We start from the raw sequence: 25630 nt of genomic DNA on the forward strand, positions 1-25630 counted from the left end.
TGAGTGGGTCTCGCCGCAGAAGTCTTACTGGTCCTCCGAAGCGTCCGCGACCGCATAATATCCGCGTCGAGCCTGCACCTTCTGGTCCTTCTGGCAGGTCAACTGCAGCTTACGGAACGTCCCATCCTGCTTTTCGTTCGTCGGCGTATAGCTGGCCAGATACTGCGTCCGCAGCTCGTCCGAGATCTGCGCGAACGCCGCCTCCAGCCGCTTGCCGTCGTTGCCCACATTGATCACGCGTCCGCCGGTATCCTTCGCCAGCTTCTCCATATCGCTGTCCCCGGAGAAGCCCATCCCGAACCCGCTGTAGAAACCGCGGTCTGCGATCAGGATCACGTACACAATCGCGTTCGCCTTCTGTGCTGCCTCGGCCGCCGTCTTGATCGTCTCCTGAGAACCCTGATCGCCTCCATCGGTCAGCAGCACAAGGATCTTCCGCCCCGCCTCTTGCTTCAACTTGTCATTAGCCGCCAGGTACACCGCGTCGTACAGCAGAGTTCCACGCGCAGCGCCATTGCCAGTAACAGAACCCGACCCCGCACCGGTATTGATCTGCGCCTTATCCAGCGCCCGTTTGATCTCACGTGAAGAGTTCGTGTAGTCCGCCAACAAGTCCACATTCACGTCGAACGAGATCAGGAAGGCCTCGTCCTTCGGCGTCAGCACGTCCTTCAAAAACTGCGCCCCACTCTCCTGCTCCAGTGGCAACACATGCATCTGGCTTCCGCTGGTATCCAGAAGAATGCCGATCGTCAGCGGCAGATTCTTCTCCTGCGTAAAGTTCTTGATCTTCTGTGGGACCTTGTCCTCTTCGATCGAACAATCGTCCTTCTTCAGATTCGTGATGTACCCGTTCTTATCGCGCACCGAGAAGTACACGTTCACCAGGTTGGTCTGCACCTTCAGCGTTGCTACGGGCGAGTCCTCGCTCTCCTGCTGGCTCGCGGCGGAGCTCGGCGGCGGCGGTCCACCCGGCGATGGCGCCTCCTGGGCACGCGACGCACAAGGGGCAAGCAACAGGACGGTCATCAGACCGAGAGAAATACCGGGACGCGGAATTAAACCAGAAAGCAGACGCATACACTCCTTAGACGCGCGACTCCGGCTGGAGTCAGCGAAATTCTACCCGCCCACGGCCCCGTCTGCACCGGCCACGCCATTCCGCGATCGAATCTGCCTCGCGCAACGGAGCCACCCTGTCCTGCGTCCAACTCACCATGCCGCCTCGGTCATCGCCACGGATGACGCTCTAGCGGCACACTGATAGTCTGGTAGTTGGGAAACCTGCACACTGGGAACCTTGGAGATCGATAAAGTGAAGCACACCGTAATTGCGGCCGCATTGGCTGGCCTCATGCTCGCCCAGAACGCCGGAGTCGCACAACAGACCGCGCCCGACGCGCCTCAGCCACAGTCCCAGCCCGGCACCATTCCCGACGCTCCCAAGCCCCAGGCGATCCCCGGCCTCAACAATGTCGCGCCCGGAATCGGCACCACCTCTACCTCGAACGGCGACGGCCCTGCTCCCACCGATTCTGACGCTCCCCACCTCACCGATCCGCAGAAGAAGGTCACCCCTTCGGTCGACGACGGCCCCGCGCCGGACGTCACCGCTCCTGGCGAAGGCATCAAGGCCTTCACCCTGGCCCCCGTCACGGTCAACTTCGTTCAGAGACCTTTCACCGTCAAGGATTCCAAGGGCCGCCTCGTCCCCGGCATCGACTGGCGCGAAGTCCGAATCTACGAGAACGGCGTCCGCCAGCGCATGGCCATCTTCACCTCGGATCCCTTTCCGCTCTCCGTCGCCCTCGTCATCGACCAGAGCGTTCCCTTCGACACCATGACCAAGGTCAACAACGCTCTCGCCGCGTTGCAGGGTGCCTTTGCCCCCTACGACCAGATCGCCATCTTCACCTACAACAATGGCCCGCAGATGCAGACCGACTTCACCGCTGCCCAAAGCGCTCGCGTGACCGCCGTGCTCGAACGCTCCAAGGGCAAGGGCCGTGATCCCGTGATGGGGCTTACCGGGCCACTTTCGCAGACCACGACAATCAATAACTCTCAGTTCGACCCCAATACCTCCCCGGTCCGCAACAACCCGGGCATGGTGCTCAACGCGCCCAAGGAACTCCACACACTCAACGACGCGATCCTCGAAGCAGCGGTCGCCCTCACCAAGACCGGTCGGGGACGCCGCCGCATCATCTACGTCATCAGCGACGGCAAGGAGTACGGAAGCAAAGCGAAGTATAAGGAAGTTGTGCAATACCTCCAGCATCACGAGATCCAGGTCTACGGCACCATCGTGGGCGACTCCTCGACGCCCATCATCGGCTTTCTCGACCGCTACCACCTCCCCTTCCAGATGCGCGACGACATCCTCCCTCGTTACGCGGCAGCCACCGGCGGCCAGATGGCCTCGGAGTTCCGCACCAAGGGCATCGAAGAGAGCTTCTCCGAGATCACCAAGGAAGTCCGCACCCAGTACACCGTCGGCTACTACAGCCATGAGCCCTTCATCGACGGCAAGTACCGCAAGACCGAGGTCCGCGTGCTGCGCCCGAACCTGAACGTCATCTCCCCCGATGGCTACTATCCATCGGCCGTCGAAGCCGTTCGCCCCGCGATTCCCACCACTACGAATACCCCGGCAGCGCCAGCGCCCTCGCCCAGCAACTAGGCGAGGGTTGGCATGAACTTTCCAATGCTGCCCATCCAGGGCAACGTCGTCATGGGGCTGCTCGCCGCCATCCTGTGGGGCGGTGGCGACTTCTCCGGCGGCAGAGGCGCTCAACTGGCCGGCGGATCTCTCCAATCCGCCCTGCGCGTCATCCTCTTCAGTCACGCCACCAGCCTCTGCATCCTGTTGACGCTCGCCTACCTTCGCGGCGACACCATGCCTCACGGCTCGCTGCTGGTTTGGGGCGTCTGCGCGGGAGTGACCGGCGGCCTCTCGTTAGCCTGCTTCTACATCGCCCTGGCGCGTGGTGCCATGGGAGCCTCAGCCGCCGTCAGCGGTCTGCTCGCCGCAGCCGTGCCGGCCATCTTTGCCATCGCATCCGACGGCTCTCCCGGCGTGCTGCACCTCGCCGGATTCGCAATAGCTGGGATCGCTATCTGGATGGTCGCCGCTGCCCCAACCGGGGTCCTAGAGGATCCTTCAGTGGCTTCTGGCTCTTCGACAATGATGCTTGCCATCATCGCCGGCGCCGGCTTCGGGCTTTACTTTATAGCGCTCAAGATGGCTGGAGCGGCAGGTGTCGTCTGGCCCATGGCCACCGCCCGCATGGGCAGCATCACCGCCTGCTCCCTTCTGCTCATCACCTTGACGGTTGTAAGAGCCGGTCGCAACGGAAACACCCCCACCGGGCTTGACGCTCCGCCTGTTCAGGCTGCCTTCTTTGGTTTGCCGAAAGCCGCCATCTTCTGGGCGCTCTCAACCGCGGTGCTCGATACCTGCGGAAATATGTTCTATATCTCGGCCACGCGTTCCGGTCGCCTTGATATCGCGGCGGTCCTCGCCTCGCTCTACCCGACGACGACGATCCTGTTGGCAGGCATCGTCCTCAAGGAGCGCCTAAGTAAGCGTCAGGGCCTCGGTATGGCCATCGCCGGAGCCGCTGTGGTCATGATCACTCTCTAGCGTCGACGCAAAGCTACAACGTACAGCAAAATCTGTACGACGTTACTTAACTGATTCTTCCGCCTTCGGAGTAACCGTGTGCGCCGTCTCACCAGGCTTCGCCGGATCTTCCGTAACGCCCTTCATGCCGTCCTTGAAGCCGCGCAGGCCTTCGCCCAGACCCTTGCCTAGTTCAGGCAGCTTCTTGCCGCCGAACAACACCAGCAGCACAATTCCGATCACCATCAGGTGCGTAGGTTGAAATAGATCGCCCATCGTATACTCTCCCACTCCCGGCCCACTGCAAAAGCCTGCCGATAGCCTTCATTGTCGCATAAGGATCGCCGCTTCGGCTTCGCCGCAGACTCCCCTCTTGAACTACGATGCCGCGACCGGGCCAGATGCAGCCGAAACGGTATATCTTGAATACAGAACGCGATTCACGAAACTTCGCAGACAGATCTGGAGAACAATGCTGAGATTGATGACCGCCCGCGCCGCCGACGCTTCAAGCCGTCTCGCCGGGCTTAAAGTAAAGGCAGTCTTTTTGGCCGCTCTCGGGCTGACCCTCGCCACCGCCGCATACGCCCCCGCATACGCCCAGAATGGAAAGATTGGACCCGCCGCCCAGGCCGCCTATGACAACAAGTACGAAGTCTACGGCGGCATCAACTACATGAACTTCCAGGCTGGCCAGAACCTGCCCAAGCGCATGAACTTTGCCGGAGCCGAAATGATGGGCACCTACTGGCTGAACAGCCGGCTCGGCGTCGCTGGCGACTATCGTTTTGAAGGCGGAACCACCCCCGTACTTCCCAGCCCAGCCAGCTTCCGCCCCAGCCGCCAGCTCGTTCTTATGAATGTGGGCATGGCCGGCGTGCAGTATCGCGGTCCCAAGAACCACTACGCCGCTATCGACTACCACGCGCTCGTTGGCGTCGCCCATGGCCAATTCAACGGCCCGACAAACTTCGACGTTGGCCTCTACACCGACCGCACCAAACCCATCGGAGCCTTCGGCGGCAGCCTCGACTACAACCGCTCCAGAAACCTCGCCCTCCGCCTCCAACCCGACCTTATCGTCGAGCACTTCGGCTCCGAATACCGCGAGTTCTTCGCCATCTCCGCCGGGGTCATCTACCGCTTCGGCAAGCAGTAAGCTTCATGCAGCAAGAGAATGGGCGGAGAGGATATCCTCTCCGCCCATTCTCTTGCTGCCAACGCTCTTACCAGGTTCCCCCCGGCTGCAGAAAGTCCGGCGACACCGGATTCTCATACACCGAGTAGTCCCTCGTCACCACAGTCAGCCCGTTCTGCGACACGAAGTAATTCTTCTTGTCCTCGACCGGATCGTAGCCAATCACCGTTCCATCCGGGATATGCACGTCGCGGTCAATGATCGCGTGCCGAATCCGGCAATGCCGCCCGATATTGACGTGCGTGAAGATCACGCTCGAGTCCACATCCGCATACGAGTTAACGCGCACATCCTGCGATAGAACGCTGTTCCGCACTACGGCTCCCGAGACGATCGATCCCGAGCACACAATCGAGTTGATCGCCATACCCGTCCTGCCCGGCTCACCGAAGACGAACTTCGCCGGTGGATACTGATACGACCGAGTCCGCATCGGCCAACTCTTGTCGTACAGATTGAACGTAGGCGACACCGTAGCCACATCCATGTTCGCCTCGTAGTAAGCCTCGAGAGTTCCCACGTCGCGCCAGTAGAGCGCCTTCTGCTTGTTCTCGTCCACGAAGTTGTAAGCGCACATCTTGTACTTGCCCAGGATATTCGGCAGGATATTGTGCCCGAAGTCGTGCTTCGATGTCGGGTCCTCCGCATCCTTGATCAGCTCTGGCAGCAGCACGTCCGTGTTGAAGATGTAGATGCCCATGGACGCATCCACCATGTCCGGCATGAACGGCGACCGCATCTTGGTCTCCGCCGGTTTCTCTTCGAAGCCCGTGACCTCGCCATTGCGAGCCACCTCGACCACACCAAACTGTCGTACCTCGTCAGGATGAATGGGCAGCGTCGCCAGCGTCACCGCAGCGCCGGACTCGCGGTGCTGGTCCAGCATCAGCCCATAGTTCATCTTGTAGATGTGGTCGCCCGAAAGGATGATCACGTATTTCGGCTGTTCCGCGCCGATCGAATAAATGTTCTGATACACCGCGTCCGCCGTGCCCGTGTACCAATTCTTGCTCACGCGCTGCATCGGCGGCAGAATCTCGATGAACTCCCCGAGTTCGTTCGCAACCACCGGACCCCAGCCTTCACGGATGTGACGGTTCAGCGAGAGCGCCTTGTATTGCGTCAGGATGTACACCCGGCGAAGGTCGGAGTTGATGCAGTTCGATAGCGTGATGTCGATGATCCGGTACTGACCCGCAAACGGGACCGCCGGCTTGGCACGGTCGCGCGTCAACGGAAACAAACGCTCGCCCGCCCCGCCGGCCAGAAGAACTCCTAGGGTATCTCTCATAACTTCGCCAACCTCTCAATCCATAGACTTAGCTGTCCTAGTGTCCGATGCAGGAATTATGCATCGCGTCTAGGAATGCCGGAGTCTACCATATGAGAGTTGCGCTTGGACTGTGCCCGCCTGGAGGCACGTGAGAGGGAAGCTAGTCGTATCGCCGCTTATCGCACGACGACCCGACAACATGGATCGAGTCAGGCAGCAGTTCACTCGACGACCGGGGCGGTTCACCCGGTCCGAGGCAACAGATCACCTAGAAAGACCTAATTTGCTGAACGCTCGCCCGTCGCGCTGGCGTCTGAAGAGCCCGGCGGCGGAAGCTGGTTCGGTCCCGCCTCCACCTCACCCTCATTCTCCGAAAGGCTTATCCGCAACGACCGCAGGAAGCTCAGGTCGTTCTTCGTGAACGGACCCTCCGCGCTCTCATCGGCCGATTCAACCGTCGCGGCGTCTTCCTCTTCCACTTCGTTCAGACCAATGGTCGCCTCAAGCATCAGCAGCACATCGAAGCCCTGCTCACGAATGTTCTTGACCACGCCAGCGATGTTCTCCGACTCCGAAACGGACTCGTGAATCGCTTCGCCTAACTTCTGAATGAGCTTTTTGACCTTCTGATTCAATGCCACCTCCGGGCTGCCTGTTGTTCCTACCGAAATCGTCCGACTTCGAACGTCCTGCGATGGGACTCGCGAGTGACCACGCATCGGGTATTCCGCCGGGACAAACTAGGCTGGAACGGCATTGCGCGCAAGGCTGACCTGCACTTCACTTCTCTCTTACGATACGCGGGTCGCCAGCCCGCCGCAATGCCCTATTCCGGTAACGCCCTGCACCAGGTCACGCCACGGTGTGGTGATCCGACCAGGCCACCTCAAGCTGGTGCGCCAGAACATCCACTGGTTTACCCTTTCCCCGCAACAGAACGACAAGCCCAGCCGCTACTCCACACATCCCACCAACCCAGAACAACACATTCTTCATCGTTTCCTCCTCGCCGTTCGACCTTGATCGCCGGCAAGCTATTTGGGATGCCGCCCCAACGTCTCCCGTTGCAGCCGAGCCGCTGACTTGCGATTGGAGTGCGTCAGAAATCCTCACTTGCCTCAACGGTTCGGATGCCCCATCCATACCCGCGTCCTTTGCGAGGATGGGTGGGACGTATGCGGCTGGAATGATCGCCGTGCCGTATGACGCACACCGCTAACTCGCTCTCTCACTGACTTGCTACTCCCGAAACCGCTACACTTCCTTCATGGACTCCGTTCGTTTCGGCCGCGCTTTAGGATTCGGTGCTCGACATGCCGCCAAGGCAATCGCCGGAGCTGTCGACGCGGCAACTGCTCCAAACCCGACGCCCGTCAGAAAACCCGCAGCGCAGCCGCCAGCCGCAGCCCCAAGGCCCCAGCCAGCCGCAGCCCCTGCTCAAGCAGCCAGCGACCCCATCGCCCACGCCGCCCGCACCGCAGCCCACGTTACCGTTCAGGCGCATGTCCGCGCAAAAGAGACCCGGAAGAACGTCGCCCGAGGCAGCAAGCGTTTCGGCGACTCGGTCTGGGCACCCATCAAAAAACTCTCCGGTGTCCTCTGGCTGGAGATTACTGGCTCCTTCTTCGGCATCTTTGCCCTCTTCGCCGGACAAGCCGCCTGGATCCACCGCGCCGACCTCCACTCCACCCCAACTAACCACGACGACCACCTCCACTTCCTCGCGTTCGTCGCCATGGCCAGCGTCTTCGGCTACTTCTGCATCAGCAGCTTCGTCCGCGCCTATCGTAAATAGCCGGTCGAATCGTACACGCGAAACTCCAGCCGCCGAATTTTGACCACACTTCAACCTCCTATCCTCCATCCAGCGGCCTCGAAGACCACGCCCGGTCTCTTCGCGTCCAAGGGGTCATGTCCGAACGCCCTCCCCTCATACTCCGGAAGCAACTCATAACTCCCAAAGCGATGCTTGTTCCCCTCATCGTTCTGTCGGCATCGCTCAGCACCGCAGCCACCATCCCCCCAAATGGAGATCGCATCCCCCCGGTCCACGGCACCACTTTCGCAGACGTCAAGGTCGACCTGCCCCAGGCACTGCAAGGCAAAGTCGGCATCTTCGTCATCGGCTTCAGCCAGGACTCGCGCGACGCCGTCACCACCTGGGGCAAGAAGCTCGCGGGCGACTTTTACGACTCCCCAACCGTCGCCTACTTCGAGATGCCAGTCCTCGCCTCCGTTCCGAAGCTCCTTCGCGGCTTCGTCCAGGGACGCATCAAGGCCTCCGTCTCCGATCGCGGCAAGCCCCACTTCCTGCCCATCACAGAGAACGAGCCAGCCTGGCGAAACCTCGTCCACTACTCCGATCCCAACCTTCCCTACATCCTCGTTGTCGACGAGCAGGGTACCGTACGCTGGCAGACCCAGGGAGCAGCCACCGACGCAACCTACATCGCTCTCCGGCACCAGGTAGACGAGCTCCGCCAGCACTGAGCCGCCGCCCCACAGTGCTACCCTAAAGCCTCCGGCGCACCCGCCCGAGAAGGATCGACATGGCCACTCTCACTGCTGCTCCCGCTCTCCGCAAGACCGCCCTTAACGCCACCCATCGCGCCTGCAAGGCCAAGATGGTCGACTTCGGCGGATGGGACATGCCCGTCGAATACTCCGGCCTCACCGCCGAGCACCTAGCCGTCCGCACCGCCGTCGGCCTCTTCGACGTCTCCCACATGGGAGACATTCAGCTCCGCGGCCCTGGCTCCCTCGCCGCCGTCAACCAGCTCTGCATGAACGACGCCTCCAAGCTACAGATCGGTCAGGCCCACTACTCCGCCATGCTCTACCCCAACGGGACGTTCGTCGACGATGTGGTCCTCCACAAGCTCTCCGACAACGACTACCTCATCGTCATCAACGCCGGCACCCGCGAAAAAGACATCCAATGGGTCCGCAAGACCATCGGCCACATGCCCTCAGTCCACATCAACGACTTCTCGGACATGTACACGCAGCTAGCTATTCAGGGCCCCCGCGCCGCCGAAACTCTCCAGAAGCTGACGCCCACCGACCTCAGCACCATCAAGAACTATTGGTTCACCTGGGGCCAGCTCACGTTGAAGTCCGGCAATCTCTACAACGTCATGATCGCCCGCACCGGCTACACCGGCGAAGACGGCTTCGAGATCTACGTCCCCTCGGACGAAGCCACCAGCGGGCGCGTCTGGAACGAGGTCCTCGAGGCCGGAGCCGAATTCGGCATCATCCCCTGCGGCCTCGGCGCGCGTAACACCCTCCGCCTCGAAGCCGGCATGGCCCTCTACGGCCACGAGATCTCCGACACCATCAACGTCTTCGAAGCCAATCTAGGCCGCTACGCCAAGCTCGACAAGCCCAGCTTCGTAGGCAAGGATGCGCTCCTGGCCATCCAGGAAGCACGCGGCCCCGAGCGTAAACTGGTCGGCCTAGAAATCACTGGCCGAGGCTTCGGCCGCGACGGCTACCCCGTAGCCACGCCCTCCGGCGAACGCATCGGCGAGATCACCAGCGGCGGCCCCTCGCCCTTCCTCAAGAAGGCGATAGCCATGGCCTTCGTTCCGGTCGACTACACCGCCCTCGACACCGAACTAGCCGTAGAGATCCGTGGCCAGCTAGTCGCGGCCAAGATAGTCCCGCTCCCCTTCTACAAACGCCCGAAGAAGACCGCCTAACTCGTCCTCTCCGCTGCCCTGCAAATGCGTCCCCTAAGAAGCCGTCATCCTGAGCGAAGTCCGGCGTGCCTTTGCGCCGGATGCAGTCGAAGGACCCGCCACCCGCTCACACCACCGCCTCAACTCGAACCTTTCAGCCACGACCAAAGCAGCCCGGCGGGTGCCCCATATCTGGCACGCTTCATCGCCAGATGTGGGGGCGAATCGCGACGGCAGACCACCATGACCGACTCACAACTTTCGCCAGTTGCACCAGTGGATGCAATCGACGGGATTAGCATCAATACCCTCCTGTGCAATCTCGACCATCGCCTCTGGCACCCAACAGACGATTGAGCCCGATGAGTACAGAAACCAGGTATCCCAGGGAGGAGCATCCTCGATGTCGAAGAAGCCGCGGGAGCTAGCTTCAGAGGCTCCGTCTGTGACAGTCTCCAACGGTTCGTAAAGCAACAATCTGCCCTTCGATCCCAAAAGCGCTGGATCAGCGAGTTCTATATTCGTATCGCGAACGAGAGTCGAGCGGTTTACATTGATCGCGTCCACTGCTAGCTGATAACTCTCGCGCTCTCTTTCAAGCCACAGTCCTATGCCTAACTCATCGAACGAAGGAACTTTGAGGAAGGCTGAAGGATCCAGTTCACTGCTACGAAAATTGTTTTGTGGCAGCGATCTGTTTAGACACCACGCAGCCGCTTCCGAGAGAGACTGTAACGCCTCGGATGGCAGCTTTAGTCGCTCGACCGCCTCTGATAGAGTTTTCGCTAGGGTTTCCGCTCTACTGGGAGGTGGCTCACGCCGCATTGGGAGGATCTTGCCGAGCCCGAGCGTGATCATCTGTCCAGTTTCCTTCCATGGTGAACAGGCCCGGGTGCCCCACATCTCGCATTTGAGATGTGGGTTCCTTCAGTGCCATAGCTAAAACTTCGCCGCAACATCCCACTCACTAAATACAAACTCTCCCACCGGCTTCCTCGTCCGCTCCGCCAGCTCCCGCCCTTTCAGCACCTCCGAGAGCGAATCCGGCTCCCCCAGATACCCCAGCGCCCAAACCGCCCCAATCTCAAAATCTTCCGGAATCCCGAAGTGGGCCCGCGCCTTCTCCTTGTCAAACCCACCCATCCCATGCGTATGAAGCCCCAGCGCCATAGCCTGCAGCGACATCGTCGCCGAAGCCGCGCCCGTGTCATGCAACGCATAGTCATTTGCCCCGCCACCATACGGCCCAGGCGAAAACGTCTTCTTCCCCGCCGACAGCACCAGCACAGGAGCCTTCCCCGCCCACGTCTGATTGAACGCGACCAGCGATTCGAGAATCTTCGCAAACGTTTCATCACCTTTGCGCCCAACCAGAAACCGCCAGGGCTGCTCATTGGTCGAAGAAGCCGCCCACGAAGCAGCGGTAAATATCTTGGTCAGATCGTCAGCGCTCACAGCCTTATCGCTAAAAGCCCGCGGCGACCACCGGCTCGCAATCAGATCGTGGATACCAAGTTCCGCAGGCGCGTGCTTCAGTGCTTCGAGGTTGTCCATTGTCTCTCCTCCCTACAGGATGACAGAGAACAGGCCAGCGATTCGTCGACAACTTAGAAACCGCCTTCCGCCAGCAAGCGGCACACGCAGGAGAGCGATCGCTCTCCTGCATGTGCGTCTGAATCTACGCGCTACGCGCTACGTAGCGGTGCCGGTGGAACCACAACATCCACCAGACCAGTCGCAACGTCGTAGACGATACCGGAGATCATCCACGAGGCCGGCAGAGCTCCAATCGCACGCAGCGACGCAACATCCATTGCAACCGCATTGCGAGGATCGAGGACCGTCTTCGCTGCGACCTCGCTCTCCTGTATCTGAAAGTAGGGTGCCAGCAGCGCCGGATCACCGGCAAGCCGTGTGATACCGCAGTCCGTGTGCTGCAGGATCACAATGTGGAACTCGCCACCTCCGCCTGGAGCCACTCCGGCGACCTGGCCAATTCTGCCAAGCATGCCAATCTGCTCGATCAGCCCCGGCGTGACGCGGCCACCGATATTGCGCAGCACCACGGCCTCGCCCGACTCGACTCCGAGCAAATGCGCCGGGTCAACCCGCATATCGGCGCAACCAATGATCAACGCCTTCACGTTGGGCATAGCCTTCGGAAGCGAAGGCATCAGCTTCCCGGCCGCAGTCTCGTGTGCCGCAAACTCTTTGTTGCGTTCCAGCATAGTGTCGATAACGCTCATGTGAAATCTCCTGAAAAATATATTGCGATACGTTCTATAGAAAGTCGAAGCCTTCCGCCGAATGCGAACGGCCATGTGCAACAAGAGCTAATCTAAGCCTCCAGACGCTAGAATGATATTGTCGCTAACGTCATTTTTGAGGTCATTTGCGCCATGCGGATTACAGTCCTTGCCTTGGACGGCGTCTTCGATACAGGACTCGCCGTTACACTCGATGCCTTCTCCACAGCGGCCTCCCTCTCCGCCATGCTCCACGGAGGAACACCGCGCTTCGATGTCACTACGGTCAGCACTCGTCGCAAGGTACGGACCGCGCAGGGCCTCACCGTACCGGTCCAGCCAATCAAGCCCGCTTCGAAGCCGGACTGGGTGATCGTCCCGGCCGTCATCGCCAGTACCCCTGAACAACTCTTCACGAAGCTCGAGCGTCCAGACGTGCGTGAAGCTATCTCCCAACTACTCAAGTGGAGCGCGAAAGGCTCGCGAATCGGTGCCGCCTGCATGGGCACGTTCATTCTCGCGGAGACGGGCTTGCTCGACCATCAGGAGTCCACCACCACCTGGTCGCTCGCTCCCTTCTTTCGGCAGCGATTTCCGCAGGTCCAGCTCGACGAGTCCCGCATGATCGTGCCCTGCGATATCGGTGTCACCGCCGGATCGGCCATGGGACACCTTGATCTCGCTCTCTGGATCATCCGGCAGGCCAGCCCCGAACTCGCAGGCACCGTCTCTCGTTACCTGACCGCCGATCTCCGCTCCTCGCAAGCTCCCTTCATCATTCCGAATCATCTTGCTCAAGCAGACCCGATGATCCTTCGCTTTGAACGTTGGGCCCGGCTCAACCTCAAAGATGGCTTCTCCTTGCAGAATGCCTCGAAAGCACTGGCCACCAGCTCTCGGACCCTGCAGCGTCGTTGCGACGCTGTCCTGGGCAAGTCTCCACTCGCCTACTTCCAGGATCTCCGTGTCGAGCACGCCCAATCTCTTCTCCATCGCGACAGCCATGATATCGAGTCGATCGCCGCAGAGGTTGGCTACGCAGATGGTGCCACCCTGCGAACACTTCTGCGCAACCGCCTCGGACGCGGCGTGAGAGAGATCCGAGCCGGCTTCGAATAGACAGGCTCCGGCCACCGTGGCAGTCGATCCGCGAGATCTACAGTCAAACTTTACAGTTTGACTGTAGATATGAGATATTGATCCCGTGAGCGATCGAAAGCCTCCTCCACATCCCGAACTCGCCTGGACCCTAGCCGCGGAGCTCCGCGCGATCTTCCGCAAGCTCAAACTCCGTGCACGCGAGCAGGGGGGACGCAGCGATCTGACGCTGTCACAGGTCGCCGTTCTTCTCCGTCTCGAACAGGATGGGGCGGCCACTGTATCCAGTCTGGCGAGGGCCGAAGCCATGCGCCCGCAGTCCATGAGCGCTATCGTCACGCCGTTGCAGGAGTCTGGCCTCGTGCGCGGTGTGCCTGACCCAAGCGACGGCCGCCAGACCCTGATCTCTCTCACGCCGAAGTATCTGAAGTGGCTTGAGGAAGGCCGAGCCGCCAGGCAGGACTGGCTCACCACAACCATCTCCCAGAAGCTCTCTTTTCAAGAACAGGAGAAACTTCGCGAGGGACTCAAATTACTTGCGCGGCTCATTGAAGATTGACCCTGCCTTCCCCGTGCCCACGCCTATCCAAGGAGAAAACTCTTGCCGCTAACGAAGCTCGATCCAAACACCGCGTTGATCGTCATTGACCTGCAGAAAGGCATCGCCAACGCGGACTCCCTTCCTTCCATCACCGCGGTCATCGACCGGACACGCAAGCTTCTAAGCGCCTTCCGCGCAAAGAACCTCACCGTCGTCCTGGTGAACGTTGCAGGCCGAGCACCGGGCCGCACGGAACAAGGTCCGCGCAGCAGCGTGCCGTTCGCCGTAGATTGGACCGACCTTCTGCCAGAACTGGATCAGCAACCGAACGATATCGTCGTCACCAAGCGAAGCTGGGGAGCCTTCGCGACCACAGACCTTGAGCAACAGCTCAAAAGCCGAGGCGTGACCCAGATCGTTGTGACCGGAGTCGCAACATCGGTAGGCGTTGAAGCGACCGCCCGACAGGCCTACGAGCAGGGATTCAACGTGACCCTCGCCATCGACGCAATGACCGACCTGCGCGAGGAAGCGCACCAGCACAGCCTCACAAACGTCTTCCCTCGCCTCGGCGAAACCGGATCGACGAAAGAGATCCTCTGGCTGCTCGAAAGCCTGTCGGGAGAAAGGAACAACGCATGATGACCTGGCTTCCGCTTGTTGCATGTTTCTTTGGTGGCGTCTTCTCTGCGAACGCCATTCCCCATTTTGTCGCTGGAACGATGGGGCGTCCCTTCCAGACTCCCTTCGCCAAGCCATCTGGTATAGGTCTCTCCTCTTCAACGGTCAACGTCGTCTGGGGATTCTTCAACGCGGTGGTCGCCTACCTGCTTCTCGCGCACGCTGGCTCTTTCGATCTGCGGACGAGAAGCCACATCCTCACGTTCGCTCTAGGCGCGCTGCTCATCAGCCTCTTTGCGGCACGCCACTTCGGACAGTTCCACGGAGGCACCACCTCGCCGCGGCCATGAAGAATCGAGTATCCGGCACCTTCCGCTCCCTCAAGAGCTTCAACTTCCGCTTATGGATGATCGGCTGCCTGATCTCGAACACCGGCACCTGGATCCAGCGCGTCGCCCAGGACTGGCTCGTGCTCACGCAACTGACTCATCACGATGCGTCCGCCCTCGGCATCGTGATGGGCCTTCAGTTCGCCCCGCAGCTTCTCTTCCTTCCATGGACGGGATCGGCCGCGGACCGCCTCAATCAACGCAAACTCGTCATGCTCACCCAGGCCACGATGGGCGTCCTCGCGCTCATGCTCGGAGCCCTCACCATCGCCGGAGTCGTCCGCCTCTGGCACGTCTACGTCTTCGCCTTCTTATCAGGCGCCGCTGCTGCGCTCGATGCTCCGGTCCGACAGACCTTTGTCGCAGAGATGGTCGGCGACGAGGACCTCTCCAACGCCGTCGCATTGAACTCATCCTCGTTCAACGCCGCCCAGATGATCGGTCCTGCCATCGCCGGTCTGCTCATTGCCGGGGTAGGCATCGGCTGGGCCTTTCTTCTCAATGGCCTCTCCTTCGCGGCGGTGCTCATCTCGATGTCGTTCTTCCGTATCGCGGAACTCCGCACCAGCACCAGAGCGCATCGCAGCGCTTCAGGATTTCGCGAGGGGCTTCGTTATGTCTGGGAGAAGCCGGACCTGCGTGCCATCCTCATCATGCTGCTTCTCATCGGCACCTTTGGCTTCAACTTTCCCATCTTCATCTCGACCATGGCCGTGAACGTCTTCCACTCCGACGCACGCGGCTTCGGCCTGCTCTCCTCCATCATGGCCGTGGGCACTCTTTCAGGAGCGCTATTCGCCGCCGCCCAGAAGCGAGCGAGCCCAGCCTCTCTCCTCGCCGGAGCCGGCATCTTCGGGCTGGGATGCACCCTCGGCGCATTCGCTCCCGGATACTGGTCGTTCGCGGCAGCTCTCGCTGTCAGTGGAGCTGCAGTATTGATCTTCGCCAACGGCACCAACAGCATCATGCAGCTCGCGACAGAGCCATCCATGCGAGGAAGAGTGATGGCCCTCCGAGTAGGCACAGGACTCGGCGGCATGACCATCGGCGCTCCAGCCCTTGGCTGGGTCGCCAATCACTTCGGCCCTCGCTACACGCTCGGTGTCGCCGCCGTGGCGGCTCTCATCGCCGCTCTGGTCGGAGCCCGAGTTCTGATCCGCAGGACGGAGTCGCAGCCTGCCCAACGGTGACACCTGTGAGACCGGCTTCCGCTCATCGATGCCCCCCACAACCTCACTCCGGCAAAAGCCCAGCCGCCCGGTAGCTGTTGATCACCGCGTCGTAAACAGTGATATCCGCTCGGCTCCTTGCCAGAAGTTGCGCGCCAGCCACAGCAGCGAATATGGCCCGAGCGCGCGGTTCCACCTTCTTGCCGCTCACCACCTTCGCGGCCGATAGAACCTTACTCAGCCACGCAACGTTTACATCCGTAAAGGTCTGGACTTCTTTCCTCACCGTCTCCGGCAGGTCGTCGTATTCGGCGGCCATAAATCCGCTCAGGCACATCCGGTTCTCGTTCTCCAACGCCCAGCGAAACGTCTCGGGATAACGCCGCAAGGCAACGACCGGATCGTGCGATTTCGCGAGGAGATCTTCCAGCACAACCGCGAAGTCCTCCCAATAACGCTTCGCCACCGCCTCAGCGAGACTCGCCTTGCTCGGAAAATGGTGGTAGATGCTCGCGGCACGAATACCCACATCCTCCGCCAGATCGCGAAAGTTGAGTCCGTTGTAACCATGCGCCTGTGCAACCAGCCTGGCGGCCGTCAGAATCTTCTCACGGGAATCCGTACTCATCGCATCGCCTCGCTGCTGCCCGCAAAGTTCAACGAGCAGCTTCAGAAATTTTATTCCGAATTCGTGAATCTACCAAGTGGCAGGTAGCGTCTACTCACTAACCGACCAAGTGGCCGGTAGGTTGACCGAAACCAAACGCCCCACCCCAAGGAGTTTCATATGCCATTCGCACGCATCGATCTAGCTCAAGGAAAAACCTCCGAATATCGCGCCACCGTCGCCGACGTCGTCTACCAAGGAATCGTCGGCGTCCTCAAGGCACCTGATGGCGACCGCTTCATGGTCATCGGCGAGCACAAGCCAGACAACTTCGTCTACGATCCCAACTTCCTCGACATCAAGCGCACGCCGGACCTCATCATCATCCAGGTAACCAGCACCGTCGGAAACACCAAGGAGCAGAAGGTCGCCTTCTTCCGCCAGATTGCCGACGAACTCAACCGCCGCCTCAGCGTCCGCCGCGAAGACGTCTTCATCAGCCTCGTCTTCGTCGACCGCGAAGACTGGTCCTTCGGCAATGGCGAACCCTGGTAATTGATTCGCCTTCACATCGCAAATCTCACGCCATGCACCACAACCCGCAACACGGAGACACGAACATGAGCAACACCATCCAGACACCCGGCCCCAACCCATCCAGCATCCCGGCAATCGAGACCTACCCCGGCTGGGTCGCAAGCGGTCAGGACAACACTCCCGGACGCAAAGCCTATTACATCAACCTCGAAGCCAAGCCAGGCAAAGGCGACCAGGTCGAACAGTTCCTCAAAGACATCCTCGCTGGTGTCGAGCAGGAACCCGGCACCGGCCCATGGTTCGGCACTCGCTACTCCGAGACCACCTTTGGAATCTTCGAGGCCTTCCCCGATGTCGCTGCACGGAACGCACACAACGTCGGTCCGGGCGGCCAGAACTTCCTCCGCTCAGCAGAACTCGACGAGATGCTCGCCTACCCGGCACACGTCTATCGGCTTGATGTCCTGTTCGGAAAATTCAACGTCCTCTTCGGCAAGTCGATCAGCTAATAGTTCCATCAGCGTGCAGCCCCTTCAGTCGATCGACTCATGAGCCGGTCGACTGAAGGGGCTCGAAGTAACTCTTTTGAGCTCCATCCCAAGCCGTCCGGGGTACCATGTCTCCAACTGACATGAGCTCTGAAATCATCCACCAGCCGCAGCCCACCCTCTGGCAGTCCATCAAAGAGGCCCTGCGCGGCAGCCATCAGGACTACACCACCGGCAGCCTCAACCGGTCGATCCTCCTGCTCGCCATCCCCATGGTGCTCGAGATGGTGCTCGAGTCCCTCTTCGCCGTCGTCGACGTCTTCTGGGTCAGCCGCCTCGGCTCGAACGCCATCGCCACCGTCGGTCTCACCGAGTCCGTCCTCAGCATCGTCTTCTCCGTCGGCATCGGGCTCGGCATGTCCACCACCGCCATGGTCGCCCGCCGCATCGGCGAAAAGGACCCCGACGGCGCAGCCATCTCTGCCGTTCAGGCCATCTTTCTCGGCCTCATCGCCTCCGTGGTCATGGGTCTGCCGTTCTTCTTTCTCGCACCCAAGCTTCTCGCCGCCATGGGAGCCTCACCAGCCCTCGTCGCCACCGGCAGCGGCTACACCCGCATCGCGCTCGGCGGCTCCGGCGTCGTCCTTCTGCTCTTCCTCAACAACGCGATCTTCCGCGGCACCGGCGACGCCGCCATCGCCATGCGCCTGCTCTGGGTCTCGAACATCCTCAACCTGATCCTCGATCCCATCCTCATCTTCGGCCTCGGCCCCATCCCGCGCATGGGAGTCACCGGCGCGGCGCTCGCCACCTTCACCGGCCGCGGCATCGGTGTCCTCTACCAGTTCTATCGCCTGGCCAGAGGCACCGAACGTCTCTGCATCCTCGGCTGCCACCTTCGCCTGAACGCCACCGTGCTCTGGCGACTCATCAAGGTCTCCGCCCTGGGCATCATTCAATTCCTCATCGGACAAGCCAGTTGGATCGGCCTTGTCCGCATCGTCAGTCTCTTCGGAGCGCCCGCGCTCGCCGCCTACACCATCGCCATCCGCATCGTGATCTTCGCCATCCTGCCCTCATGGGGACTTAGCAACGCCGCCGCCACGCTGGTAGGCCAGAACCTCGGCGCAGGGCATCCCGACCGCGCCCGCAACGCCGTCTGGCGAACCGGCCTCTGGAACATGATCTTCCTCGGCTCCGTCGGCCTGGTCTTCATCGCCTTCGCGCCCTTCATCCTCGGCCTCTTTACGTCCGACCCCGAAGTCCTCCGCACCGGCATTCCCTGCCTGCGCATCTTCAGTTGCGGCAACATCGCCTACGCCTACGGCATGGTCCTGCTGCAAGCCTTCAACGGCTCCGGAGACACGCTGACGCCCACCTACGTCAACCTCTTCGGCTTCTGGATCGTCGAGATCCCACTGGCCTGGTTCCTCGCCATGCACTCTCCGCTCCAAGTCAACGGAGTCTACGCCTCCGTCGTCGTCGCCCAGTCGGTGATCGTCCTGATCTCGCTCTACCTCTTCCGCCAAGGCAAATGGGCGAAGCAGAAAATTTAGCCTCTCCTGCAACTACGGCGAGAATTCAAAAGACCGCTTTACGAACATGCAGTACGATTCCGTGATGGAAATCTTGAAAAAGCCCCTCGTGATTCTGACGGTGTTGTTGGTGGTGGTGTCTTTTGGAAGTGTCGTCTTAGTCCTAAGTATTTGGCGAGACAGTTATGCAGTTTTGTACGCAATCCTAGGAGCAGCGGTCGGTTGGTGTGCTGGCATCCTGGTCGCCCCCTTCCCGAAAGAAGTGGATCGCTTCGCGAAGTTTTCAAAGACGCTATCCGCTTTCATTTCCGGCTATCTCATCAGCAAACTTGAAACTGTCTGGGGATTCATCACCGATGAACAGCATAGAGAGATATTTTTCAATCCGATCGTCCAACGACGATTCTTCGTCTGCGTCACTTGCTTCTTCCTAGTCGCCGCGGCGGTCTTCAAGAGCCGTTCGTATCTCCACACGGAACCGGATGTTTAATTTCGATACTGAAACACCCACTACCTCCCCAGCCGCTCCACAAAAAACTTCGCCATAACCTCATCCGCCTCCTTCGACTCCGGCAGCTTCGGATCATTCCAGAACGCATGAGTCAGCGCCTCGAACTCCACCAGCCGAGCATCCACGCCCGCCCGCAGATAAGCCCGGTGCAGCGTAGTCGTCCCACTCACCAGTAAATCCCTTCCGCTAGTCACAAACAGCGTCGGCGGAAACCCGCTCAAGTCCCCATAGATCGGCGATAGCACCGTATCCTTCAGATCCGTCGTCCCGACATACTCCGCATCGTGCGGCGTGGCCGACGGCGCATCGAGATGTCCGGAGAACCCGTTCAGCGCAAACAGTGACCACGAATCCCCCAGCCTGCTGAAGTCTCCCATCCCCGAAAAGATCCCCGTAGCCGCAGGCATCGGCAGCTTCATCTGCTTCAACTTCGCCGTCACCTCCGCCGTAAGAATCGCCCCCGCCGAAGTCCCATAGATCGCAATGTGGTTCGGCTTGTACGTCTTCAGCAACTCCTTATAAACCGCCACAGCATCGTCCAACCCTGCCGGAAACGGATGCTCCGGAGCCAGCCGGTACAGCACCGCCACTACCTTGATCCCCGTCAAATTCGCAATCGGAATCGTCTCCGTCAGCGATCCCGAATCCGAGTTGAACCCGCCGCCATGCAGGTTGATCAGCACCTTGTCACCCTTGCCCGCGCTCATCGTCAGCGGAGTCACAATCCGCACCGGCACGCCCGCAATCGTCGACTCCTCCACCTTCGCCGGGTACATCTGCTTCGACACCTCACCCGCGCCGTTCTGCCACTTGTCCGTCCCCGTCCGCCGCTGCTCCAGCGTCGAAGGCACCACCGCATCCGACACGACCCGCGCCAAACTCTTCTGCGCCTCCGGGCTAATCGTCGTCGGCACCGGCACCACCCGCATCACATAAGCCGTTCCATCCGGCCCAATGCGGCTGCTGTCCTTTACCTGCGAAAGATCATCCGCCTGCTGCGCTATCGCGACGCCCGCGCAAACCGCCATCACTGCAACCGTAACTGCACGTCCAAGCCCCAGACACGCCATCCATCCCCCTTGAACAATCGGCCCACAATACCATGCGCTCACCATCGATGCACAGGTCGCACCGCCACAGCAACATACCGATATACTGGGTTTCGCAGACATCAATCTGAACCAAGACCGGAGAAGAAAAATCATGGCGTATCCCGAAACCTACAAGTACACCAAGGAACATGAGTGGCTCGCCATTGAAGGCACCACCGGCACCATCGGTATCACCGACTACGCCCAGAACTCGCTGGGTGACATCGTCTTCGTCGAACTCCCCAAGGTCGGCGACGTCCTTGAGTCCGGCGCGACCTTCGGCTCCATCGAGTCCGTCAAGAGCGTCTCCGACCTCTTCGCTCCCGTCTCCGGCACCGTCACCGAGATCAACGAGACCGTCACCTCCGCGCCCGAGACCATCAACTCCGACGCTAATAACACCTGGATTATGAAGCTCACTCTCTCCGACCCTGCGCAAGCCGACGCCCTGCTTGACGCTGCCGCCTACGAAGCCTTCACCGCCGAAGAGACCGGCCACTAGAGACATGGCAGACCTAACCACCCTCGTCGGCCTCGAACTCACCTCCGTCGAGTTCATTCAGGACCACCTCATCCTCCACTTCGGCGAACCCGTTGGCGGCCCCGCCGTCACCTTCTTCACCTGGCCCGACGTCTTCCGCGAAGAGGGTTCCTACGCCTTCGGCGAGCCCGAATATCGCAACATGCTCTGCGGCGTTCTTACCGAGGACGTCACCAACGCCACCCTCGAAGAAGGCGAGGCCATCGAGATAGAGTTCGAAAGCGGCATCATTATCCGCGCCTCCCTCCGCGAAGAGGATGTAGAAGTTCCGGTAGCCGGCCAGTTCTCCTTCGCAGACGAATTCTGGGAGTTCTAAACGACCGATCAAAGCTCAGAGTAGGCACTGCGTCCCATCTAGACGATCAAAAAAAGCGATAGCTCAACTTTGCCTGTTTTTCACGGATTCTGACCGGTTGATCCTAGGCCATAGCTCACGATGCCGGAGCAAAAGTATGAGTTCGGCGGGAAAATCCGAGTTCGGCGATTGATGGGTCGATAAGAGCTTGCCAAAAGGCCAAAATGTTCCACGTGGAACATTTTAAGGGTGACATTTATTCGGCAATAGTTTTGTAAGAATTGATCGCGACCGGCTCAATCCTGCACAATCCCTCTTAAGTAACTTGCGTCACTCTTCACACTCCCGTAACACCCCATTCGCAAAAGCCCCCTAGTGTTCTAGTCACCGCACATCTCAGCGACTGACAAGGCACATACCTATGGCAACCCCCGCGCACAGCTTCTCTACGACGGCCGAACCGACCCACACCGGCTCACTTCTGGACGCCAAACTCAAAAAGTCCTCGCCCGGCAAAGCCGGCATGATCGTGTTCCTGGTGATGCTGGTCTGCGGCCTCGGCTACATTGTCAGCAAGCTTTCCGATGACCTGTCCATCGTCCATAGCGCCAGCGTCTTCCCCTTCATTCTTCTGGGTATCGCACTCTTCATCGCCCTCGGATTCGAGTTCGTCAACGGCTTCCATGACACCGCCAACGCCGTCGCCACCTGCATCTACACCCACTCGCTCGAGCCCCACATCGCCGTGGTCTACTCCGGCATCATGAACTTCATCGGCGTGCTTCTTAGCTCCGGTGCCGTCGCCTACTCGATCATCACGCTGCTGCCGGTCGAGCTCATCCTCAAGGTCAGCAAGGGCTCCGGCTTCTCGATGGTCTTCGCCCTGCTCGTCGCGGCCATCCTTTGGAACCTCGCCACCTGGTGGCGCGGCCTCCCGGCTTCCAGCTCCCACACGATGATCGGCTCCATCATCGGTGTCGGCATCGCGAACCAGCTCATGCAGGGCAATAGTGGCACCGCTGGCGTTGAATGGGAACAGGTCACGAAGGTCTTCAAGGCGCTTCTCATCTCGCCGCTCGTAGGCTTCGCCTGCGCTGCTTTGGTCTTCTTCCTCTTCAAGCTCGTCGCCCGCGATCCTCGGCTCTATAAGGCTCCGGAAGGCACCGCGCCGCCGCCGTTCTACATTCGCTGCCTTCTCATCCTCACCTGTGGCGGCGTCTCCTACGCCCACGGATCGAACGATGGCCAGAAGGGCATGGGCCTCATCATGCTCATCCTCGTCGGCACCGTTCCCACCGCCTACGCGCTCAACCACACCGTCACCCCGGCGCAGATGCAGACCTTCTCCGCCGTCTCCACCCAGATGGCCGGAACCATCGACAGCTACGCCGACCACAACGCCGTCGTCCAGGATGCTGAGCCGGAACTCGAGAAGTTCGTCGCCAAGAAGACCTTCGAGCCCGCCGTCCTTCCCGCCATCGAACAGATGGTCACCAATATCCGCAACGAGGCCAGCCTCTACGGCTCGCTCGGCAAGGTTCCCGCCGAGATGCAGGCCAACGTCCGCAACCAGATGTACCTCACCAGCGAGAGCCTCCGTATCCTCGGCAAGGCCGACGGCGCGCCGAAGTTCAACGATGGCGACAAGCAAATCATCACCAACTACAAGAAGTTCCTCGACACCTCCACCCGCTTCATTCCCAGCTGGGTCAAGGTTGCCGTCGCTCTCGCGCTCGGCCTTGGAACCATGGTCGGCTGGAAGCGCATCGTCGTCACCGTCGGCGAAAAAATCGGCAAGACCCACCTCACCTACGCCCAGGGCGCCTCTGCCGAACTCGTCGCGATGTGCACCATCCTCGCCGCCGACACCTACGGTCTGCCCGTATCCACTACCCACGTCCTCTCCTCAGGCGTCGCCGGAACCATGGCTGCGAACAAGAGCGGCCTCCAGATGTCCACCCTCCGCGACATCGCCCTGGCATGGGTCTTCACCCTGCCGGTGGCGGCGCTGCTCTCCGGTCTCCTCTTCTGGCTCTTCAACACTATCGCTCGCTAAAGCAGCTCTCCGTTACGAAAAGAAGGTCCGCTCCGGCGGGCCTTCTCCTTTTTCCGACACCTAAGACCTCCCTTGAAACCACCCACCCCTGCAGGGTTGGTATGCTTACACCTGACATCATGAGCCTTAAAGCAAAGATCGAAGCTGTAATCTACGCGTCCGAAGAACCGGTAACCCTGGCCCAGCTCACTGGCCTCCTCGGTCAGGAGGCCCAGGCCGAGCTCGACCACCTTGACTCCGCCCAGCAGTCTCTCGCCCTCGATGGCGAACCATCGGCTGATCTCGAAGCGGAGCCGACCGCCGCCGAGACCTCTCCGCTCCCGGAAGCTGACATCGAAGGCGAAACCGCCCCCGAGCCAGCCGTTGAGCCGGAGTCCGTACCGGAGAAGCCCACGGCTACCGAGCCTGAGCCCGAAGAGACCGCCCCCTCGCAGGAGCCCGAACCGACCGCAGATTCTCCCGTCTACGAGCATCCCGAGACCGAGGCTCCGCCAGCAGCCGAAGCGCAGGCTGATGCCGCCGCCGCGCCTGAAGCGCCAAAGTCCGCGAGCATCTCCAAACAGGACGAAAAGGCCCGCGAGCGCCGCCTCCGCGACTACTTCCGCTCCATCCTCGACGAGCTCATCGCCGACTACACCACCTCCGCCCGCGGCCTGGAAATCCGCGAGGTCGCCGGTGGCTATCGCCTCGCCACCAAGCCCGAGTACCACGACGCCGTCCGCGGCTTCGTGAAGAGCCTTAAACCGCCGCTCAAGCTCTCTCTCCAGGCGCTCGAGACCCTTGCCGTCGTCGCCTACAAGCAGCCCGTCACCGCCCCAGAGATCTCAGAGATCCGAGGAGTCGACTCCGGCGGCGTCCTTGGTTCTTTGATGGCCCGCAAGCTCATCACCACCGCGGGCCGCAAGCAGGTCATCGGCCGCCCCATCCTCTACAAGACCACTCGCGACTTCCTCCTCCGCTTCGGCTTGAAAGACGTCTCCGAGCTTCCCAGCATCGAAGAGTTTGAGAAGATGGCCGGCGAGCTCGCTGATGTCGAGCCGGTCCAGGAGGAGATTCCCATGTCGTCCATAGAGCAGTCGACTAACATTCCCGAGTCACCGAACGATCTGGAAGCCGAGAAGAGTGAAGTCGAGCCTCAGTCCGACGGCGATAGCATCCCACTCGATGGCTCCGACGAATCCTCCGCAGGCGTGCCCGCCGAAACCGCAGCAGACGAGGCAATCGTAGACGGCCGCATCTCCGGACTTCCACCGCAGTACGATATGCCCCCCGACCAGGACCCTGGCGAAGAAGCTCCTTTTGACTCCCCAGCGATGGATGCCGAGCTGCAAAAGGAAGAGGCTGAAGAAGAGGCCGCCGAAGCACAGGAGGCGAAATGACAACCTCTTCTCAGCCTCCAGCAAACAAGCCGGAAGACTCGCTAGCCCTCTGCAAGACCGTCGCCACTCCCGAGGGCGACAACGAGTTTGCTCCCGACCAGCCCCTCAAGCCAATCGAGCAAGGCCACCAGAAGCCGCCTGCCATCGACACCAACAAGCTCTAGCACCCGCAATCTTCTCAGGCTGTCGTCATCCTGAGCGAAGCGAAGGATCCCGACGAACCCCACACATCCCTCCTGCCGCCTGAACCCTTTTGCCACAATTGAGCTCACGTCCAAGGGCATCCTCGATGCCCGCGCCTAACCGCACTCACGATTCAATGTTAGAGTTCTGAGCGATGGAAAATCCCAACGAAATCCAGCTCATCACTTTATTGCCTGGCTTAGCCATGCTCGGAATCTCAGTCTTCCTTTACAGGTCCACGCGCAAATTCCTGGCGTCGTCAAAAACCGCTTCAGGAACGATTCTGGCTGACAAAGAGGGTTCGCTCTCTTCCAAGCCAAGGTTCACCTTCACGACCGAAGACGGAACCGAAATTGTCGTCGTGTCCAACACGGCAACGAAAGCACACACCTTTCGAAAAGGGCAGACCGTCCGTGTTCTTTACGATCCCGCAAGGCCAGAGCGCGCGACGATCGACACCTTCATTCAGCTTTGGCTCGCAACAGTTATCTGCGCTGGTCTCGGTCTGAGCTTCTCCATCACAAGCTTCTTCATTCACTAAGCCGAAGACCACCGCAGGAAGAC

General features: G+C 60.4%; 30 protein-coding genes. 21 read left to right on the plus strand and 9 right to left on the minus strand.

What is annotated here, in order from left to right; genetic code table 11:
* Nucleotides 1–24 precede the first annotated feature (24 nt).
* Complete coding sequence (locus HDF16_RS05805; protein ID WP_348641254.1) at nucleotides 25–1080, minus strand: VWA domain-containing protein; 1056 nt, start codon at nucleotides 1078–1080, stop codon at nucleotides 25–27.
* A 235-nt stretch (nucleotides 1081–1315) separates the two neighbouring features.
* Here HDF16_RS05805 and HDF16_RS05810 point away from each other — a divergent pair, with 235 nt between their 5' ends.
* Both HDF16_RS05810 and HDF16_RS05815 read left to right on the plus strand, forming a co-directional pair.
* Nucleotides 1316–2683 carry a VWA domain-containing protein gene (locus tag HDF16_RS05810; RefSeq protein ID WP_348641255.1) on the plus strand — a complete coding sequence of 456 codons (1368 nt, stop codon included), beginning with the start codon at nucleotides 1316–1318 and terminating at the stop codon, nucleotides 2681–2683.
* A 12-nt stretch (nucleotides 2684–2695) separates the two neighbouring features.
* Nucleotides 2696–3646 (plus strand): DMT family transporter, encoded by a 951-nt coding sequence (locus tag HDF16_RS05815; protein WP_184214476.1) that lies wholly within the window; start codon nucleotides 2696–2698, stop codon nucleotides 3644–3646.
* Between the two features lie 42 nt (nucleotides 3647–3688).
* Here HDF16_RS05815 and HDF16_RS05820 read toward each other — a convergent pair whose 3' ends face one another.
* On the minus strand, nucleotides 3689–3901 hold the full coding sequence (locus HDF16_RS05820) for a Sec-independent protein translocase subunit TatA/TatB (protein ID WP_184214478.1): 213 nt from the start codon (nucleotides 3899–3901) through the stop codon (nucleotides 3689–3691).
* Nucleotides 3902–4097: 196 nt separating this feature from the next.
* On the opposite strand from HDF16_RS05820, the gene HDF16_RS05825 reads away from it, so the two are divergent.
* Nucleotides 4098–4784: a porin family protein gene (locus tag HDF16_RS05825; RefSeq protein ID WP_246408778.1), complete on the plus strand. Its 687-nt coding sequence runs from the start codon at nucleotides 4098–4100 to the stop codon at nucleotides 4782–4784.
* A gap of 67 nt (nucleotides 4785–4851) precedes the next feature.
* Here HDF16_RS05825 and glgC read toward each other — a convergent pair whose 3' ends face one another.
* The 3 genes from glgC to HDF16_RS05840 form a co-directional block, all read right to left on the minus strand.
* A complete protein-coding gene (gene glgC, locus HDF16_RS05830; protein ID WP_184214480.1) occupies nucleotides 4852–6114 on the minus strand; it encodes a glucose-1-phosphate adenylyltransferase in 1263 nt (420 codons plus the stop codon).
* Between the two features lie 260 nt (nucleotides 6115–6374).
* Nucleotides 6375–6737: a hypothetical protein gene (locus HDF16_RS05835; RefSeq protein WP_432432235.1), complete on the minus strand. Its 363-nt coding sequence runs from the start codon at nucleotides 6735–6737 to the stop codon at nucleotides 6375–6377.
* A 211-nt stretch (nucleotides 6738–6948) separates the two neighbouring features.
* Nucleotides 6949–7092, minus strand: coding sequence for a hypothetical protein (locus HDF16_RS05840; RefSeq protein ID WP_184214482.1), 144 nt, complete (start codon nucleotides 7090–7092; stop codon nucleotides 6949–6951).
* Nucleotides 7093–7363: 271 nt separating this feature from the next.
* Between HDF16_RS05840 and HDF16_RS05845 the strand changes: the two genes are divergently transcribed.
* The 3 genes from HDF16_RS05845 (at nucleotide 7364) to gcvT (ending at nucleotide 9800) form a co-directional block, all read left to right on the plus strand.
* Nucleotides 7364–7891 (plus strand): hypothetical protein, encoded by a 528-nt coding sequence (locus HDF16_RS05845; RefSeq protein ID WP_184214484.1) that lies wholly within the window; start codon nucleotides 7364–7366, stop codon nucleotides 7889–7891.
* A gap of 116 nt (nucleotides 7892–8007) precedes the next feature.
* On the plus strand, nucleotides 8008–8586 hold the full coding sequence (locus tag HDF16_RS05850; protein WP_184214486.1) for a hypothetical protein: 579 nt from the start codon (nucleotides 8008–8010) through the stop codon (nucleotides 8584–8586).
* Between the two features lie 59 nt (nucleotides 8587–8645).
* Nucleotides 8646–9800, plus strand: coding sequence for a glycine cleavage system aminomethyltransferase GcvT (gene gcvT, locus HDF16_RS05855; protein WP_184214487.1), 1155 nt, complete (start codon nucleotides 8646–8648; stop codon nucleotides 9798–9800).
* A 918-nt stretch (nucleotides 9801–10718) separates the two neighbouring features.
* Here the strand turns inward: gcvT and HDF16_RS05860 are convergent.
* On the minus strand, nucleotides 10719–11333 hold the full coding sequence (locus tag HDF16_RS05860) for a nitroreductase family protein (protein WP_184214489.1): 615 nt from the start codon (nucleotides 11331–11333) through the stop codon (nucleotides 10719–10721).
* Between the two features lie 131 nt (nucleotides 11334–11464).
* Complete coding sequence (locus HDF16_RS05865) at nucleotides 11465–12025, minus strand: carbonic anhydrase (RefSeq protein WP_184214491.1); 561 nt, start codon at nucleotides 12023–12025, stop codon at nucleotides 11465–11467.
* Between the two features lie 153 nt (nucleotides 12026–12178).
* Between HDF16_RS05865 and HDF16_RS05870 the strand changes: the two genes are divergently transcribed.
* The 5 genes from HDF16_RS05870 (at nucleotide 12179) to HDF16_RS05890 (ending at nucleotide 15864) form a co-directional block, all read left to right on the plus strand.
* Nucleotides 12179–13144, plus strand: a complete 966-nt coding sequence (locus tag HDF16_RS05870) for a GlxA family transcriptional regulator (protein WP_184214492.1) — start codon at nucleotides 12179–12181, stop codon at nucleotides 13142–13144.
* Nucleotides 13145–13229: 85 nt separating this feature from the next.
* Nucleotides 13230–13682, plus strand: coding sequence for a MarR family transcriptional regulator (locus HDF16_RS05875; protein WP_184214493.1), 453 nt, complete (start codon nucleotides 13230–13232; stop codon nucleotides 13680–13682).
* 42 nt (nucleotides 13683–13724) lie between these two features.
* Nucleotides 13725–14306, plus strand: a complete 582-nt coding sequence (locus HDF16_RS05880) for a cysteine hydrolase family protein (protein WP_184214494.1) — start codon at nucleotides 13725–13727, stop codon at nucleotides 14304–14306.
* Complete coding sequence (locus HDF16_RS05885) at nucleotides 14303–14635, plus strand: hypothetical protein (RefSeq protein WP_246408782.1); 333 nt, start codon at nucleotides 14303–14305, stop codon at nucleotides 14633–14635. The genes HDF16_RS05880 and HDF16_RS05885 overlap by 4 nt, the downstream gene beginning before the upstream one ends.
* On the plus strand, nucleotides 14632–15864 hold the full coding sequence (locus HDF16_RS05890) for an MFS transporter (RefSeq protein WP_184214495.1): 1233 nt from the start codon (nucleotides 14632–14634) through the stop codon (nucleotides 15862–15864). Before HDF16_RS05885 ends, HDF16_RS05890 begins: the two co-directional genes overlap by 4 nt.
* A gap of 43 nt (nucleotides 15865–15907) precedes the next feature.
* On the opposite strand, the gene HDF16_RS05895 is transcribed toward HDF16_RS05890, so the two are convergent.
* Nucleotides 15908–16471, minus strand: a complete 564-nt coding sequence (locus tag HDF16_RS05895) for a TetR/AcrR family transcriptional regulator (protein WP_184214496.1) — start codon at nucleotides 16469–16471, stop codon at nucleotides 15908–15910.
* Nucleotides 16472–16630: 159 nt separating this feature from the next.
* Here HDF16_RS05895 and HDF16_RS05900 point away from each other — a divergent pair, with 159 nt between their 5' ends.
* From HDF16_RS05900 to HDF16_RS05915, 4 genes are all read left to right on the plus strand, one after another.
* A complete protein-coding gene (locus tag HDF16_RS05900) occupies nucleotides 16631–17005 on the plus strand; it encodes a tautomerase family protein (protein ID WP_184214497.1) in 375 nt (124 codons plus the stop codon).
* A gap of 65 nt (nucleotides 17006–17070) precedes the next feature.
* Entirely contained in the window at nucleotides 17071–17496 is a 426-nt protein-coding gene (locus HDF16_RS05905) for a putative quinol monooxygenase (RefSeq protein ID WP_184214498.1), read from the plus strand.
* Between the two features lie 122 nt (nucleotides 17497–17618).
* A complete protein-coding gene (locus tag HDF16_RS05910) occupies nucleotides 17619–19031 on the plus strand; it encodes an MATE family efflux transporter (protein ID WP_221312560.1) in 1413 nt (470 codons plus the stop codon).
* 64 nt (nucleotides 19032–19095) lie between these two features.
* The gene (locus HDF16_RS05915; protein ID WP_184214501.1) at nucleotides 19096–19500 is read left to right on the plus strand and encodes a hypothetical protein; all 405 of its coding nucleotides are present in this window, start codon (nucleotides 19096–19098) and stop codon (nucleotides 19498–19500) included.
* A gap of 20 nt (nucleotides 19501–19520) precedes the next feature.
* Here HDF16_RS05915 and HDF16_RS05920 read toward each other — a convergent pair whose 3' ends face one another.
* Entirely contained in the window at nucleotides 19521–20591 is a 1071-nt protein-coding gene (locus tag HDF16_RS05920; RefSeq protein WP_184214503.1) for an alpha/beta hydrolase, read from the minus strand.
* Nucleotides 20592–20724: 133 nt separating this feature from the next.
* On the opposite strand from HDF16_RS05920, the gene gcvH reads away from it, so the two are divergent.
* The 6 genes from gcvH (at nucleotide 20725) to HDF16_RS05950 (ending at nucleotide 25607) form a co-directional block, all read left to right on the plus strand.
* Nucleotides 20725–21114 carry a glycine cleavage system protein GcvH gene (gene gcvH / locus HDF16_RS05925; protein WP_184214505.1) on the plus strand — a complete coding sequence of 130 codons (390 nt, stop codon included), beginning with the start codon at nucleotides 20725–20727 and terminating at the stop codon, nucleotides 21112–21114.
* A 4-nt stretch (nucleotides 21115–21118) separates the two neighbouring features.
* Nucleotides 21119–21469, plus strand: coding sequence for a hypothetical protein (locus HDF16_RS05930; protein ID WP_184214507.1), 351 nt, complete (start codon nucleotides 21119–21121; stop codon nucleotides 21467–21469).
* Nucleotides 21470–21869: 400 nt separating this feature from the next.
* Nucleotides 21870–23504 (plus strand): inorganic phosphate transporter, encoded by a 1635-nt coding sequence (locus tag HDF16_RS05935; RefSeq protein WP_184214509.1) that lies wholly within the window; start codon nucleotides 21870–21872, stop codon nucleotides 23502–23504.
* A gap of 101 nt (nucleotides 23505–23605) precedes the next feature.
* On the plus strand, nucleotides 23606–24883 hold the full coding sequence (scpB, locus tag HDF16_RS05940; protein ID WP_246408784.1) for an SMC-Scp complex subunit ScpB: 1278 nt from the start codon (nucleotides 23606–23608) through the stop codon (nucleotides 24881–24883).
* The gene (locus tag HDF16_RS05945; RefSeq protein WP_184214513.1) at nucleotides 24880–25047 is read left to right on the plus strand and encodes a hypothetical protein; all 168 of its coding nucleotides are present in this window, start codon (nucleotides 24880–24882) and stop codon (nucleotides 25045–25047) included. Before scpB ends, HDF16_RS05945 begins: the two co-directional genes overlap by 4 nt.
* 173 nt (nucleotides 25048–25220) lie before the next feature.
* Nucleotides 25221–25607, plus strand: coding sequence for a DUF3592 domain-containing protein (locus HDF16_RS05950; RefSeq protein WP_221312561.1), 387 nt, complete (start codon nucleotides 25221–25223; stop codon nucleotides 25605–25607).
* Nucleotides 25608–25630: the final 23 nt, after the last annotated feature.

The sequence above is a fragment of the Granulicella aggregans genome, assembly GCF_014203275.1.
Lineage (GTDB): Bacteria > Acidobacteriota > Terriglobia > Terriglobales > Acidobacteriaceae > Edaphobacter.

Coding starts and splice junctions, on each gene's coding strand:
- HDF16_RS05945 (WP_184214513.1), top strand. CDS start 24,880: ATGACAACCTCTTCTCAGCCTCCAGCAAACAAGCCGGAAGACTCGCTA.
- HDF16_RS05860 (WP_184214489.1), bottom strand. CDS start 11,333: ATGGACAACCTCGAAGCACTGAAGCACGCGCCTGCGGAACTTGGTATC.
- HDF16_RS05820 (WP_184214478.1), bottom strand. CDS start 3,901: ATGGGCGATCTATTTCAACCTACGCACCTGATGGTGATCGGAATTGTG.
- HDF16_RS05910 (WP_221312560.1), top strand. CDS start 17,619: ATGAGCTCTGAAATCATCCACCAGCCGCAGCCCACCCTCTGGCAGTCC.
- HDF16_RS05865 (WP_184214491.1), bottom strand. CDS start 12,025: ATGAGCGTTATCGACACTATGCTGGAACGCAACAAAGAGTTTGCGGCA.
- HDF16_RS05905 (WP_184214498.1), top strand. CDS start 17,071: ATGAGCAACACCATCCAGACACCCGGCCCCAACCCATCCAGCATCCCG.
- HDF16_RS05840 (WP_184214482.1), bottom strand. CDS start 7,092: ATGAAGAATGTGTTGTTCTGGGTTGGTGGGATGTGTGGAGTAGCGGCT.
- HDF16_RS05895 (WP_184214496.1), bottom strand. CDS start 16,471: ATGAGTACGGATTCCCGTGAGAAGATTCTGACGGCCGCCAGGCTGGTT.
- HDF16_RS05890 (WP_184214495.1), top strand. CDS start 14,632: ATGAAGAATCGAGTATCCGGCACCTTCCGCTCCCTCAAGAGCTTCAAC.
- glgC (WP_184214480.1), bottom strand. CDS start 6,114: ATGAGAGATACCCTAGGAGTTCTTCTGGCCGGCGGGGCGGGCGAGCGT.
- HDF16_RS05900 (WP_184214497.1), top strand. CDS start 16,631: ATGCCATTCGCACGCATCGATCTAGCTCAAGGAAAAACCTCCGAATAT.
- scpB (WP_246408784.1), top strand. CDS start 23,606: ATGCTTACACCTGACATCATGAGCCTTAAAGCAAAGATCGAAGCTGTA.
- HDF16_RS05930 (WP_184214507.1), top strand. CDS start 21,119: ATGGCAGACCTAACCACCCTCGTCGGCCTCGAACTCACCTCCGTCGAG.
- HDF16_RS05885 (WP_246408782.1), top strand. CDS start 14,303: ATGATGACCTGGCTTCCGCTTGTTGCATGTTTCTTTGGTGGCGTCTTC.
- HDF16_RS05805 (WP_348641254.1), bottom strand. CDS start 1,080: ATGCGTCTGCTTTCTGGTTTAATTCCGCGTCCCGGTATTTCTCTCGGT.
- HDF16_RS05815 (WP_184214476.1), top strand. CDS start 2,696: ATGAACTTTCCAATGCTGCCCATCCAGGGCAACGTCGTCATGGGGCTG.
- HDF16_RS05915 (WP_184214501.1), top strand. CDS start 19,096: ATGGAAATCTTGAAAAAGCCCCTCGTGATTCTGACGGTGTTGTTGGTG.
- HDF16_RS05845 (WP_184214484.1), top strand. CDS start 7,364: ATGGACTCCGTTCGTTTCGGCCGCGCTTTAGGATTCGGTGCTCGACAT.
- HDF16_RS05850 (WP_184214486.1), top strand. CDS start 8,008: ATGTCCGAACGCCCTCCCCTCATACTCCGGAAGCAACTCATAACTCCC.
- gcvT (WP_184214487.1), top strand. CDS start 8,646: ATGGCCACTCTCACTGCTGCTCCCGCTCTCCGCAAGACCGCCCTTAAC.
- HDF16_RS05920 (WP_184214503.1), bottom strand. CDS start 20,591: ATGGCGTGTCTGGGGCTTGGACGTGCAGTTACGGTTGCAGTGATGGCG.
- HDF16_RS05825 (WP_246408778.1), top strand. CDS start 4,098: ATGCTGAGATTGATGACCGCCCGCGCCGCCGACGCTTCAAGCCGTCTC.
- HDF16_RS05935 (WP_184214509.1), top strand. CDS start 21,870: ATGGCAACCCCCGCGCACAGCTTCTCTACGACGGCCGAACCGACCCAC.
- gcvH (WP_184214505.1), top strand. CDS start 20,725: ATGGCGTATCCCGAAACCTACAAGTACACCAAGGAACATGAGTGGCTC.
- HDF16_RS05950 (WP_221312561.1), top strand. CDS start 25,221: ATGGAAAATCCCAACGAAATCCAGCTCATCACTTTATTGCCTGGCTTA.
- HDF16_RS05870 (WP_184214492.1), top strand. CDS start 12,179: ATGCGGATTACAGTCCTTGCCTTGGACGGCGTCTTCGATACAGGACTC.